The following is a 12,420-nucleotide window of genomic DNA, read 5'->3' as shown; positions in this document are numbered from 1 at the left end:
TGCGTTATTTCTCGACATTCCAGAACACCGGGATGGCGGACGGTATCAGACCGCGTAACGTCGCGCGATAGGCGGCAGGCTGCGCGAACTGGCCCCACGGAATTCCGGGAGCCTGATCGTACATGACAGCCTGGATCTCACCCGCGATCTTCTTGCGGTCCTCCTCGGCCGGCGCCTTGGCGAAGGCTTCCATCAACGGCGTGATGCGCTGGTCGCACTGCCAGCCGGTGAAATCGGCACAATTGAAGGCGACCATCACATTGGTCAGCGGCGAGCCGAGATCGAATCCGCCGGCGTGCACGCCATAGACGCTCCAGCCCTCCTTCTTGGCGCGGCGCGCCAGCACGCTGGCCCAGTCCATCACCTGCAGATCGACGTTGAAGCCGGCAGCCTTCAGCCGCTCCGCAAGAACCTGCGCCGAGACGCGCGGCGCTTCGAGATCGTTCGCCTGCATGACGATGACGGGCTCGCCGGCATATTTGGTCGTCTTCAGCGCAGCCTTCGCCGCCTCGATTGAGGGCTTTGCGGCGGCTTCGGTGCCGGCCTTGCTGTCATAGGTGGTGCCGCAGGTGAAGAAGGTGGCGCAAGGCGTGGCGTATTTGGCATCGAGTCCGAGGGCGTCCAGCACCTCGCGCTGGTCGACCAGCTTCCACAGCACGCGGCGGATCGCCGGATCGTCGAACGGCTTCGATGCGGCATTGAGGCGATAGGCGCCCGCGAACATGTTGCCACCGGTGAAGTTCACCAGCTTGACGCGGGAATTCTTCTCCATTTGCGGCAGCAGATCGAACGGCGCGTATTGCATGAAGTCGACTTCGCCGGCCTGCAGCGCCGATGCGGCGGTGGCACCATCGGGAATGACGCGGATCTCGAGCGTGTCGACGCTGACGCGCTTGCCGCCGGCGAGGAAGTCGGCGGGCTCGGAACGCGGCACATAGTCGGCGAACTTCTTCAGGATCATCCGGTCGCCGGTGCGGTGATCGGCCTTGCTGTAGACGAACGGGCCGGAGCCGACGATCTCGGTGATGCGCTGGTCGCCGGGCGTTTTCGCAATGCGCTCGGGCATCATGAAAGCGACGGGGCTGACGGGATTGCCGAGCGCGTCGATGACGAGGCCGGACGGCTCCTTCAGCGTCAGCACGAAGGTCTTCGCATCGCTCGGCTCGAGCGAGGCCGTGATCGCAAAGATGCGGCGGCCAAGCGCGCTGCGGGTGCCCCAGCGGCGCAGCGAGGCCACGCAATCGGCCGCCGTGACCGGCTGGCCATCGTGCCATTTCAGCCCGTCACGCAGTGTGAACGTGTAGGTCAATCCATCCGCGGAGACCTTCCAGTCCTGCACCATCTGCGGCCTGATGTCGCCCTTGGAGTCTTTCGCGAACAGCGTGTCGAACACCATGTAGCCAAACGTGCGCGAAATATAGGCCGTGGAGAAATGCGGATCGAGCGTGACGATCTCCGCCTCGAGCACCGCGATGAGATTGCCCGCCGCATGCGCAGGTGCCGCAGCGATCGCGAGCCCAAGCAACGCCGGAATGAAAGCCTTTGGTTTGAACATTGGTGTGGTTTCGCCTTTTGACTGAACGTTCGCAGTCGCCAGGAAAAAGCAATGTTCGTGCCCGGACGCCAAAAGCACTCATGCGCTCACGACTATCTGCCACGCGTTTGCGGGATGCGCACTTTTGAGTTGGAGCGCGGCGCCATCGCATCCCGTCATTGCGAGCGCAGCGAGGCAATCCAGGCTGCCGCCGCGCAAAGATTCTGGATTGCTTCGCTGCGCTCGCAATGACGATGCGATGCAGTTGCGCGCTAATCTTTCTCGTGCCCCGGCCCATGCATCAGCGTAGCGTGTAGCTTGCTGGGTCCCGGCTCTGCGCAGCAACGCGAAGCGCGTTGCAGCGCGTCTGGGACAAGAGAGCCCCTACCCGATCACCTTGCCGAACTTGTTCGATTTCGGAAAGCCCTTCGGCGGCAAGCGGCCGGCGTCGGCACGGGTGCCTTGCCACTCCGCGAGCTCCTTCATGGTTGCGCTGAATTCGCGCCCCGCCGAGTCCTTCCAGGTCAGGCCCGCCTTGGCCTCGAACACGACGACGTCGGAGAGACCGCCGTCCTTGTACTTCTGCAGGCGCACGCCGCGGCCGCGGGCCATCTCCGGCACCTGGTCGAGCGGGAAGACCAGCATTTTGCGGTTCTCGCCGATGACCGCGACGCTGTCACCGAGCACTTCGGTAACCACGCGCGCCTCGTTCGGCATCTCGACGTTGAGGACCTGCTTGCCCTTCTTGGTGGTGCCGACGCAATCGTCCTCGTTGACGACGAAGCCTTGCCCTTCGGTGCTCGCGACCAGGAATTTGCGTCCGCCCCTGTTGACGAACAACGCGACGGGCGCGGCCTCCTGCTCCATGTCGATGAACAGGCGGATCGGCTCGCCATGGCCGCGACCGCCGGGCAGTTTTGCGACATCCAGCGAATAGAACTTGCCGTTGGTCGCGAACAACAAGAGCTTCGAGGTCGTTTCCGCAAAAAACGCAAAACCGAGCTTGTCGTCCTGCTTGAAGGCGAGGCCCGAGAGATCCTCGACATGGCCCTTCATGGTGCGGATCCAGCCCTTGTCGGAGACCACGACCGTCACCGGCTCGCGCTCGACGAAGGCTTCCTCGATCGCGGCGAGATCGTGCTCGGGCGCGTCGGCAAAGGTGGTGCGGCGCTTGCCGAGCGGCGTCTTCGGCCCGAACATGTCGCGGACCTTGCCGACCTGCTCGCCGACCTTCTTCCACTGCTCGGCTTCCGAGGCGAGCACCGCGTTGATGCCCTTGAGCTCGGCGCGGAGGTTCTTGTCCTCGGTGCGGATCTCCATTTCCTCGAGCTTGCGCAGGGAGCGCAGGCGCATGTTGAGGATGGCTTCGGCCTGCACTTCGGTGAGCTTGAACGCCTTCATCAAGGCCGGCTTCGGCTCGTCCTCGTTGCGGATGATCCGGATCACCTCGTCGATGTTCAGATAGGCGATCAGGAAGCCGCCGAGCACCTCCAGCCGGTGCTCGATCTGCGCCTTGCGGTAGTTGCTGCGGCGGATCAGGACGTCGCGCAGATGGTCGAGCCATTCGCGCAGGCACTCGGCCAGCCCCACGACCTTGGGCACCTTGCCCTTGATCAGCACGTTCAGGTTCAGCGGAATCTTGTTCTCGAGCTCGGTCAGCCGGAACAGCGATTCCATCATCAGCGCGGGATCGACGTTCTTCGACTTCGGCTCGATCACGATGCGAACGTCTTCGGCCGACTCGTCCCTGATGTCGCCGACCAGCGGCAGCTTCTTCTGGTCCAGCAGTTCTGCGACCTTCTCGATCAGGCGCGACTTCTGCACCAGGAACGGGATCTCGGTGACGACGACAGCCCAGGTGCCGCGCGCGCCCTCCTCCTGCGTCCAACGCGCACGGACGCGGAACGAGCCGCGGCCCGTGGTGTAGGCTTCCGCGATGGCCTGCTTGGAATCGACGATGATGCCGCCGGTCGGGAAGTCCGGACCCTTCACCCACTTCATCAGCGCCCTGGACTTCGCATCGGGCTTCTCGATCAGATGCAGCGCGGCATCGCAGAGCTCGGCGGCGTTGTGCGGCGGGATCGAGGTCGCCATGCCGACGGCGATTCCCTGCGCGCCGTTGGCGAGCAGGTTCGGGAAGCCGCCGGGCAGCACGACCGGCTCCTTCGACTGGCCGTCGTAATTGGGACGGAACTCGACGCCGTCCTCGTCGATGCCCTCGAGGAGAAGCCGCGCGACGTCGGTCATGCGGGCTTCGGTGTAGCGGTAGGCGGCGGGGTTATCGCCGTCGATATTGCCGAAATTGCCCTGGCCGTCGACCAGCGGATAGCGCGAGGAGAAGTCCTGCGCGAGGCGGACCATGGCGTCGTAGATCGCCTGGTCGCCGTGCGGATGGAACGAGCCCATCACGTCGCCGACGATTTTGGCGGATTTCTTGAAGGCGGTGCCGGGATCGAGCCTGAGCAGGCGCATGCCGTAGAGGATGCGCCGGTGGACCGGCTTCAGGCCGTCGCGCGCGTCGGGCAGCGCGCGGTGCATGATGGTAGAGAGCGCATAGGCGAGATAGCGCTCCTCGAGCGCTTCGCGCAGCGGCACCTCGTGAATTTCGGCCGGCTCTTCCGGCGGAATCAATCGTTTTCCCATGCCGCCCGGTTAAACCGTGGAAGCGAATCGGGCAAGGATGGATTGGTTCCCTGTGGGCGGCTAGTGGCCCGCCCATCCGGCTGTCACGGTTTGGGACTTGTCCTGAGGCGGCGTCGGCACATTGGCCAGACAACGCCGGGCGGCCTCGATTTCGGCCTCCGTCGCCCCCTTGGACCGCGCCCATGTCTCTGCGGCCGCAGCAGAATATTTGGCCACATAGTACCTGACGACGGTGCAGGAGGCCCGGCGAAACGCGCCGGGTTGCGGCTCCGCAGCCATTGCATCAGGCGCAAACGCGAGCAGCGCCGCGGACAAGGCGAATCCCCTGATCAACATTTAGGCTGTCCCCGTTGTGGAACCCTCATTGCCAATTCCATCAGTCTGGATTTCGTTCCATGGAACTTCACATCAAGCGACAATCCAGAGTCCCGCCTCGCTCATGGCGCCGGGATCGCCGCCTTCGCCTGCTGCCGTGTCAGGGCATTGATGAAGCCCGCGCGCGCGTCGGAATGGCCCTGCCCGCGCGGCTCCAGCACGTGGCGCAGCAGGAACAGACCGGTGAGCCGAAAGCCGTCCTGGAGATCCTGCTCGGTGAGATCGCTGGCGGTTTCGCCCTGGCGCAGGAATGGCGGCAGGCGCAACAGGCGGTCGCGCCAAGGCTCGCCTGCGCCGCGCGATACCGCGCCGCCGGATTTCGGTGAGACGTAGATCAGGTCGGTGGTCTCGCCGGTCACCGCGCAATTGTCCAGCGCCAGCCCGAAGCCGAGCTCGGCGAGCATCGCCAACTCGAAATGGATGACATGGACGGCGGCGCCGCCGATATCGTCGAAATCGTCGAGCGAATGCTCGAGCAGCGCAAAAATCTCCTCGTGCGGATCGCGCTCCGGCAAGAGCCGCGCAATCGAAGCGAGATGAGTGACGCCGTAAACTCCATGGGATGATCCGAGCAAATTGGCCGCGCGCAGCTTCAGGCCCTCGATCGCGTAGGTGCCGAGATGCTCGTCCAGCCGCGCCCGCCACACCACGCTCACGCTGTTTCCCGGCTGCAGCAAGGGCCGCATCCGCGAGCCGGCGCCGCCGCGCACGAGACCGAGATGCCGGCCGTGCCCGCGCGTCAAGAGCTCGACGATGGCGCTGGATTCGCCATGCCGCCGCACGCCCAGCACGATGCCCTCGTCGGTCCATTCCATGGGAGGAATCTTATCGCATTTCGAACTATTATGGGGTGGGCAAAGCGATGCGCGCCCACGCATTTTTGCGACCATGATGCGATGGTGGGCACGGCGCGCAAGGGCGCGCCTCTGCCCCACCCTATGGCACCGCGCAAAACGTCACGCGTTGAACCAGCCCTGCGCGTCGCCGGTGGAGGAGTAGTACAGGCCCATCGTCGTCAGCGCGCAGGACACGATCTCGATGGCGCTGTCGAGCTCCAGGCCCTTCTCCCCAATGATCTGGCCGAGCGAGATCACCGTCAGCACCAGCGCTGCCGCCAGCACAAAGCGCGGCCAGTTCTTGCGATGATGCGCGGCGAGCCTGACGAAATAAACCAGGAGCAGGATCATGCCGCCGGCCAGCAAGGTCCCCGTCATGATCATCTGCTCGGTCACCTGGGCATTGGGCGTGCGGTCCTGAACCGCAACGGACGAGGCGTCCAGCATCAACGATGCGTAGAGCAGCGCTTCGAAGCGCCTGACGTTGCTGGGCACGCTCATCGGATACTGATCTTTCCTGGTTATTCCCTGGGAAATTCCAGGCCCATCTCGCGGTAACGATCGGGATCGTCGCCCCAGTTCTCGCGCACCTTGACGAACAGGAACAGATGCACCGGCACGTCCAGGATCTGCATCAGCTCCTTGCGCGAGTCTGCGCCGATCGACTTGATGGTGGCGCCGCCCTTGCCGAGCATGATCTTGCGCTGGCTTTCGCGCTCGACGAAGATCGTCTGCTCGATCCGCACCGACTTGTCCTTGCGCTCCTCCCATTTGTCCGTCTCGACCGTGGACTGGTAGGGCAATTCCTGGTGCAGCTTCTGATAGATTTTTTCGCGCGTGATCTCGGCCGCGAGCTGCCGCATCGGCGCGTCCGACATCTGGTCCTCGGGATAGAGGAACGGTCCCGGCGGCACCATCTCTGAAAGCGTCGTGCGGATGTCGTCGACGCCGTCGCCCGAGATCGCCGCGATCATGAAGGTCCGCGCGAACTTCATGCGCTCGTTGGCGGCCTGTGCCAGCGCCAGCAATTTCTCGCGTTGGACCAGATCGACCTTGTTGATGACGAGGATCTTCTCGTGGTTGACGCTGGCGACCTTGGTGAGGATCGCCTCGGCTTCCTCGTCGATTCCGGATTTGGCATCGAGCAGCACGCAGACGAGATCGGCGTCATGCGCCCCGCTCCAGGCGGTCGAGACCATGGCGCGGTCCAGCCTGCGCTTGGGCAGGAAGATGCCGGGCGTGTCGACCAGGATGATTTGCGCGTTGTTCTCGATCACGATCCCGCGGATCAGCGCCCGCGTGGTTTGCACCTTGCGCGAGACGATCGTGACCTTGGCCCCGACCAGCGCATTGACCAGCGTGGACTTGCCGACGTTTGGCGCGCCGATCAGCGCAACGAAGCCGCAGCGCGTCGGAGTAGGCGTCTCGCCGCTTGCTTCAGCCGTCATTGCTGCCGCCGACGCCTTCGCGTTCGATCATCACCGAGGCTGCCACCTTCTCTGCTGCGCGCTTGCTGCCGCCGATGCCCTCGGCCGGCGCGAGGCCAGGCAGATCCACCGCGACGCGGAATTGCGGATCGTGGTGCGGACCGGTGCGCTCGACCTCGCGGTAAACCGGCGTCGGCAGCCCCTTGCCCTGCGCCCATTCCTGCAACACGGTCTTGGGATCGCGCAGGGGACGGCGCGGCTTGTGCATGCGCTCGGTCCAGTTGCGTTTGACGAAATCGGACGCCGCCGCGTAGCCGCCGTCGAGGAAGACAGCGCCGATCACGGCCTCGCAGATGTCGCCGAGCACCGATTTGCGCAAGCGCGCGTCGGCGCTGGAGCCGACCGAGCCCAGCTTGATGTCGTCGAGCAGACCGAGCGACTTGGCGACGTCGGCGCAACTTTCCTTGCGCACGAGCTCGGCAAGACGCTTGGACAGCTCGCCCTCATCGGCGTTCGGGAAGGCGTGATAGAGCATGTCGGAGACGACGAGCCCGAGCACGTGGTCGCCGAGAAATTCCAGACGCTGATAGCTGTCACCGCGCTTGCGCCCGGACTTCAGCGCCGAGACATGCGTGATCCCCTGCATCAGGAGGTTCGGGTCGGTGAAGCTGTAGCCGATGCGCGCCTCGAGCGCCGCATTGGCATCGCTGCCCTTGGCCTTTCTGCTCCGCGTCCGCTTTTTCTTCGCGGGCGCCTTGGCCTCAGGAGTCTTTGCTCCAGGAGACTTGGTTTCAGGAGTTTTGGGTTCAGGAGTCTTGGCTTCCGGAGTCTTGGCGACAAGGCTCTTGGTCGCAGCTTCGCCGTCGGGGCCCGGTTGGGCCTCGATCGATTGGATCGCGATATCCTTGGCTTCGTCTTTCATCGGACAATTTTGAAGAAGCGATTCCAGCGCACCGCCCACGGCCAGCGCCAGAACATCCAGGCATGCTCGCCTTCGGCGATGGAGAAGAAGATCATCTGGGCGCGGCCGATCAGATTCTCCTGCGGCACATAGCCGACCTGGCCGAGGAAGCGGCTGTCGGTGGAATTGTCGCGATTGTCGCCCATCATGAAGAAATGGCCTGATGGCACTGTGTAGACGTTGGTGTTGTCCACATAGCCGTTGTCGGCACAGTCGAGCGTCTCATAGGACACGCCGTTCGGCAGCGTTTCCTTCCAGCGCTTCACCCGGGAGATGCCGCCGCCTTCCGAGCCGCAGGGCTCCTCTCCGACATATTCGCTCATCCGCTGCCGCTCGACCGGCGCGTCGTTGATGTAGAGCAGCCCGTCCCGCATCTGGATGCGATCGCCGGGAAGGCCGATCACGCGCTTGATGTAATCGGTGGAATCGTCCTTCGGCAGTCGAAACACGACGATGTCGCCGCGGGCCGGATCCGAGCCCCAGATCCGCCCGGAGAACAGCGGCGGCGAGAACGGAATCGAATAATGGCTATAGCCGTAGGAATATTTTGAGACGAACAGATAGTCGCCGACCAGCAGCGTCGCCTTCATCGAGCCGGACGGGATGTTGAACGGCTGGAACAGGAAGGTGCGGATCACCAGCGCGATCAGGAGAGCGTGGATCACGACCCGGATCGTTTCGCCGACGCCGCTCTCAGTTTTCGTTCCCGAAGTCACGCTCATTGCTCTCTCAATTCCGGCGGCGATCACAGAGCGCCCTCCTCCGGCGAACGGCCCACCGGTTCGCGGCGCAAGGAGATTGTCCTGATTCTGATAGTGAGGGCCAATTCCGGCGTAAAGCCGAATTCGCCCAGGCTGATTTGCGTCCGCGGACTTTTAGACGGTTGTCGGAGGCCACGCAATCAAGGATCGCATCAAAACTCCATAACTTATTGATTTATAACACAATTCATGAAATCCACGGGCCGGTCAGGGTTTCGGCAGCGGCACGGCGGAAATGATGACGAAGGCCTGCGCCAGCGGCCAATCGTCGGTGATCGACAGGTCGATCCGCGCCTCGAACCCTTCCGGCGTCAGGGCCTGAAGCCGGGCCAGGGCGCCGCCGGTCAGTTGCATGGTCGGCCGCCCGCCCGGAAGGTTGACCACCCCCATGTCGCGCCACCACACCCCGCGCCGGATCCCGGTGCCGAGCGCCTTGGAGCACGCCTCCTTGGCGGCGAAGCGCTTGGCATAGGTCGCCACCACCATCTTCTCGTTCTTGGCGCGCCGCTCCGCCTTGGCCCGCTCGGCCGCGGTGAAGATGCGGTCGAGGAAGCGCTCGCCATGGCGCTCGATCACCTTGCCGACGCGGGTGATGTCGATCAGGTCGGAGCCGATGCCGATGATCATGCCCGGCTCCGGCCGCGATCCATCGCCGCGCGCATGCTGCGCACCGTCTCGGCAAGGCCGACGAACAGCGCTTCGCCGATCATGTAGTAGCCGATGTTCAGCTCCATGATGTCAGGCAGGGCTGCGATCGTCTCCGCGGTCGTATAGTCGAGCCCGTGCCCGGCATGAACCTCGAGCCCGGCAGCCTTGGCCAGCTTGGCGCCCGCCACGATCCGCTGCCATTCAGCCTCGGCCTTCTCCGTGTGGCCGTCGACCACGGCGTCGCACCAGGCGCCGGTGTGGATCTCGATCACCGGCGCGCGCAGCCGCGCCGCCATCTCGATCTGGGCGGGATCGGCGGCAATGAACAGCGAGACCCGAATACCGGCGTCGTTCAGCCGCGCGATGTAAGGCGCGAGCGCGTCGTGCTGGCCGACCACATCCAGCCCGCCTTCGGTGGTCACCTCCTGGCGCCGCTCGGGCACCAGGCACACCGCGTGCGGCCTGGTGGCGAGCGAGATGCGCATCATGTCGTCGGTCGCCGCCATCTCGAAATTGAGCGGCTTGGAGATCTCGGCCTTCAGCCGCGCCATGTCCTCGTCGCGGATGTGGCGGCGATCCTCGCGCAAATGGGCGGTGATGCCGTCGGCACCGGCCTCGATCGCCAGCAGCGCCGCCCGCACCGGATCGGGATTGCGGCCTCCGCGCGCGTTACGCAGGGTCGCGACATGGTCGACATTGACGCCGAGGCGGAGCTTCGAAGCGGGCATTTCAGAACTCACGAAATCAGAGAGACCGGCGCATGCGGGATGCGCCTATCCATTAACACGTTCGACTTTGGCGACGACCGCCTTCGCGCGCAGTTGCGCCAGGATCGCGCTGAGGTGCTTCAGATCGTAGACTTCGAGATCGATCGTCGTCTCCGTGAAATCGGGTGAGCGGCGCTGCATGCTGATATTGTCGATGTTGCCGTCGTGCTCGGCGATCACGGTCGCGATCTGCGCCAGCGCCCCGGGCTCGTTGACGTTCTCGACCTTGATGCGGGCCGGGAAGCGCTGCGGCGCGGAGTCCTCGATGTCCCAGCGCACATCGAGCCAGCGTTCCGGCTCCTCCTCGAAATCCTTCAGCGCGGGCGCCTGGATCGGATAGATCGTGATGCCCTCGCCCGGCGTGACGATGCCGACGATGCGATCGCCGGGCACCGCGCCGCCGTTCGGGGCAAACTTGATCGGCAGGTCGGAGTTGATGCCGCGGATCGGGATCGCGACCGGGCTGCGCGGCGCCTCCGACGACTTCTCCTTGAGCTTGGCGGCGAGCCCCTTCTTGACGCCGTAGCGCGCGATGCGCTCCTCCTTGTAGTCGGGGTACATCGCACGCGCGACGTGGGAGGCCTTGATCTCGCCGCGCCCCACCGCCGCCATCACGTCCTCGATGGAGGTGCGCGCGAGCCGCGGCAGCGCGCCCTTGAGCTTGTCGTCGGCATATTCGATCTTGGCGCGCTCGAACAGGCGCTCCACGATGCGCCGGCCGAGACCGGCATATTGATCTCGCACGGCGGTGCGCGTGGCGCGGCGGATCGCGGCGCGCGCCTTGCCGGTGACCGCAAGCGTTTCCCATGCCGAAGGCGGTGCCGATTGTGCCTCCGAGGTCAGCACCTCGACCTCGTCGCCGTTCTGGAGCTCCGAGGACAGCGGCGCGAACTGGCCGTTGATCTTGCAGCCCACCGCGCTGTTGCCCACGTCGGTATGCACGGCATAGGCGAAGTCGATCACGTTGGCGTGGCGCGGCAGCGCGATCAGCTTGCCCTTGGGGGTGAAGCAGAACACCTGGTCGTGGAACAGCTCGAGCTTGGTGTGCTCGAGGAATTCCTCCGGGTTGGCGCTCTCCGAGAGAATACCGATGGTGTGGCGCAGCCAGGCGAACGCGTTGGACTCGCGCTTGAGAAATTCGGTCGGCGAGCCGACGCCTTCCTTGTAGAAGACGTGCGCGGCGATGCCGCGCTCGGCGATCTGGTCCATCGCCTCGGTGCGGATCTGCAGCTCGACGCGCTGGTTACCCGGGCCGATCACCGTGGTGTGGATCGAACGGTAGTCGTTCTGCTTCGGCGTCGAGATGTAGTCCTTGAAGCGCCCCGGCACGACCGGCCAGGTGGTGTGGACGATGCCGAGCGCGCGATAGCAGGCCTCGATGTCGTTGACGACGAGGCGGAAGCCGAAAATGTCGGACAATTGCTCGAAGCCGACCGACTTGCGCTCCATCTTGGTCCAGATCGAGAACGGCTTCTTGCGGCGGCCATAGACCCGCGCTCCCAAGCCCCGGTGGCGCAGATTGTTGGAGAGCTGGTCCTCGATCTCGCCGATCAGATTGCGGTTGCGTTCGGCCAGCGCGTCGAGACGCTGCATCACGACCGAATAGGCTTCGGGATCGAGGGTGCGGAAGGACAGATCCTCCAGCTCCTCGCGCATTTCCTGCATGCCCATGCGCCCCGCCAGCGGCGCATAGATGTCGAGCGTCTCCTCGGCGATGCGCCTGCGCGAATCCGTCGGCACGAAGTCCAGCGTGCGCATGTTGTGCAGGCGGTCGGCGAGCTTGACCAGAAGCACGCGGACATCGTCGGCAATGGCCAGCAACAATTTGCGCAGGTTTTCGGCCTGCTTGGCCTCCCGCGACACCAGTTCGAGCCGCTTCAGCTTGGTCAGGCCCTCGACCAGGGCGCCGATCTCCGGCCCGAAGATCTGGTCGATCTCGGCCCGTGTCGCTTCGGTATCCTCGATCGTGTCGTGGAGCAGCGCGGCCACGATGGTGGCGTCATCGAGCTTCAGGTCGGTGAGAATCGCTGCCACTTCGAGCGGGTGCGAGAAATACGGATCGCCCGAGGCGCGGGTCTGCGAGCCATGCGCCTTCATGGCATAGACATAGGCGCGGTTCAGCAGGTCTTCGTTGGTGTTGGGATTGTAGGACCGGACGCGCTCGACGAGGTCATATTGACGCATCATCCGCGCGCGGGGCTTGGCCGGGCGGGCGACCGGCGCAGTCGGGGCCACTGCAACCGATTCGGTTGCGGCCTGCATCTGCGTGGATCTGCGGCGCCGATATACCATGCCGTCCTGCCTTCAAACGGGCCCTAAGCAGCCCGCTCCATTCCATCTTAGCTCCGATCGCGCTCGTGTCCGATCAATTCGGTGACAGGACGCATCGCCAGCGACGACGCCATGGTAACCACGAAAACGTCAACAAAAGCAAAGGCCCGAACAACCGTTCGGGCCTTTGATGAAAT

The 12,420-nt window shown here is 64.5% G+C and carries 11 protein-coding genes; all 11 read right to left on the bottom strand.

All coding sequences use genetic code 11. The features are described 5' to 3' along the window. Window positions 1-4 precede the first annotated feature (4 nt). Window positions 5-1,555, bottom strand: coding sequence for an ABC transporter substrate-binding protein (locus RX330_RS17520; RefSeq protein ID WP_317243782.1), 1,551 nt, complete (start codon window positions 1,553-1,555; stop codon window positions 5-7). Between the two features lie 363 nt (window positions 1,556-1,918). Beyond that, window positions 1,919-4,177, bottom strand: a complete 2,259-nt coding sequence (gene parC / locus RX330_RS17515; RefSeq protein ID WP_317243781.1) for a DNA topoisomerase IV subunit A — start codon at window positions 4,175-4,177, stop codon at window positions 1,919-1,921. Between the two features lie 60 nt (window positions 4,178-4,237). Beyond that, window positions 4,238-4,513, bottom strand: a complete 276-nt coding sequence (locus tag RX330_RS17510) for a hypothetical protein (protein WP_249153411.1) — start codon at window positions 4,511-4,513, stop codon at window positions 4,238-4,240. Between the two features lie 101 nt (window positions 4,514-4,614). After that, window positions 4,615-5,367 carry a DNA repair protein RecO gene (gene recO / locus RX330_RS17505; RefSeq protein WP_317243780.1) on the bottom strand — a complete coding sequence of 251 codons (753 nt, stop codon included), beginning with the start codon at window positions 5,365-5,367 and terminating at the stop codon, window positions 4,615-4,617. Window positions 5,368-5,508: 141 nt separating this feature from the next. After that, window positions 5,509-5,889 (bottom strand): hypothetical protein, encoded by a 381-nt coding sequence (locus RX330_RS17500; RefSeq protein WP_317243779.1) that lies wholly within the window; start codon window positions 5,887-5,889, stop codon window positions 5,509-5,511. 20 nt (window positions 5,890-5,909) lie between these two features. Then, a complete protein-coding gene (gene era, locus RX330_RS17495) occupies window positions 5,910-6,836 on the bottom strand; it encodes a GTPase Era (protein ID WP_317243778.1) in 927 nt (308 codons plus the stop codon). Further along, the gene (gene rnc / locus RX330_RS17490; RefSeq protein ID WP_317243777.1) at window positions 6,826-7,737 is read right to left on the bottom strand and encodes a ribonuclease III; all 912 of its coding nucleotides are present in this window, start codon (window positions 7,735-7,737) and stop codon (window positions 6,826-6,828) included. Before rnc ends, era begins: the two co-directional genes overlap by 11 nt. After that, entirely contained in the window at window positions 7,734-8,498 is a 765-nt protein-coding gene (gene lepB, locus RX330_RS17485) for a signal peptidase I (RefSeq protein WP_212089638.1), read from the bottom strand. The genes rnc and lepB overlap by 4 nt, the downstream gene beginning before the upstream one ends. A gap of 246 nt (window positions 8,499-8,744) precedes the next feature. Continuing rightward, complete coding sequence (acpS, locus tag RX330_RS17480) at window positions 8,745-9,164, bottom strand: holo-ACP synthase (RefSeq protein ID WP_028144381.1); 420 nt, start codon at window positions 9,162-9,164, stop codon at window positions 8,745-8,747. Further along, window positions 9,161-9,913: a pyridoxine 5'-phosphate synthase gene (locus RX330_RS17475; protein WP_317243776.1), complete on the bottom strand. Its 753-nt coding sequence runs from the start codon at window positions 9,911-9,913 to the stop codon at window positions 9,161-9,163. Before RX330_RS17475 ends, acpS begins: the two co-directional genes overlap by 4 nt. Before the next feature lie 45 nt (window positions 9,914-9,958). Beyond that, window positions 9,959-12,244: a RelA/SpoT family protein gene (locus RX330_RS17470; RefSeq protein ID WP_212089635.1), complete on the bottom strand. Its 2,286-nt coding sequence runs from the start codon at window positions 12,242-12,244 to the stop codon at window positions 9,959-9,961. Window positions 12,245-12,420: the final 176 nt, after the last annotated feature.

Source organism: Bradyrhizobium sp. NDS-1 (genome assembly GCF_032918005.1).
GTDB lineage: Bacteria > Pseudomonadota > Alphaproteobacteria > Rhizobiales > Xanthobacteraceae > Bradyrhizobium > Bradyrhizobium tunisiense.
The sequence above is the reverse complement of the archived record's forward strand: the minus strand, read 5'-3'. Positions and strand labels throughout refer to the sequence as shown.

What these genes read in the sequence shown, in the direction of transcription:
- RX330_RS17520 (WP_317243782.1), bottom strand. Translation starts at nt 1,555, where the DNA reads ATGTTCAAACCAAAGGCTTTCATTCCGGCGTTGCTTGGGCTCGCGATC.
- parC (WP_317243781.1), bottom strand. Translation starts at nt 4,177, where the DNA reads ATGGGAAAACGATTGATTCCGCCGGAAGAGCCGGCCGAAATTCACGAG.
- RX330_RS17510 (WP_249153411.1), bottom strand. Translation starts at nt 4,513, where the DNA reads ATGTTGATCAGGGGATTCGCCTTGTCCGCGGCGCTGCTCGCGTTTGCG.
- recO (WP_317243780.1), bottom strand. Translation starts at nt 5,367, where the DNA reads ATGGAATGGACCGACGAGGGCATCGTGCTGGGCGTGCGGCGGCATGGC.
- RX330_RS17500 (WP_317243779.1), bottom strand. Translation starts at nt 5,889, where the DNA reads ATGAGCGTGCCCAGCAACGTCAGGCGCTTCGAAGCGCTGCTCTACGCA.
- era (WP_317243778.1), bottom strand. Translation starts at nt 6,836, where the DNA reads ATGACGGCTGAAGCAAGCGGCGAGACGCCTACTCCGACGCGCTGCGGC.
- rnc (WP_317243777.1), bottom strand. Translation starts at nt 7,737, where the DNA reads ATGAAAGACGAAGCCAAGGATATCGCGATCCAATCGATCGAGGCCCAA.
- lepB (WP_212089638.1), bottom strand. Translation starts at nt 8,498, where the DNA reads ATGAGCGTGACTTCGGGAACGAAAACTGAGAGCGGCGTCGGCGAAACG.
- acpS (WP_028144381.1), bottom strand. Translation starts at nt 9,164, where the DNA reads ATGATCATCGGCATCGGCTCCGACCTGATCGACATCACCCGCGTCGGC.
- RX330_RS17475 (WP_317243776.1), bottom strand. Translation starts at nt 9,913, where the DNA reads ATGCCCGCTTCGAAGCTCCGCCTCGGCGTCAATGTCGACCATGTCGCG.
- RX330_RS17470 (WP_212089635.1), bottom strand. Translation starts at nt 12,244, where the DNA reads ATGGTATATCGGCGCCGCAGATCCACGCAGATGCAGGCCGCAACCGAA.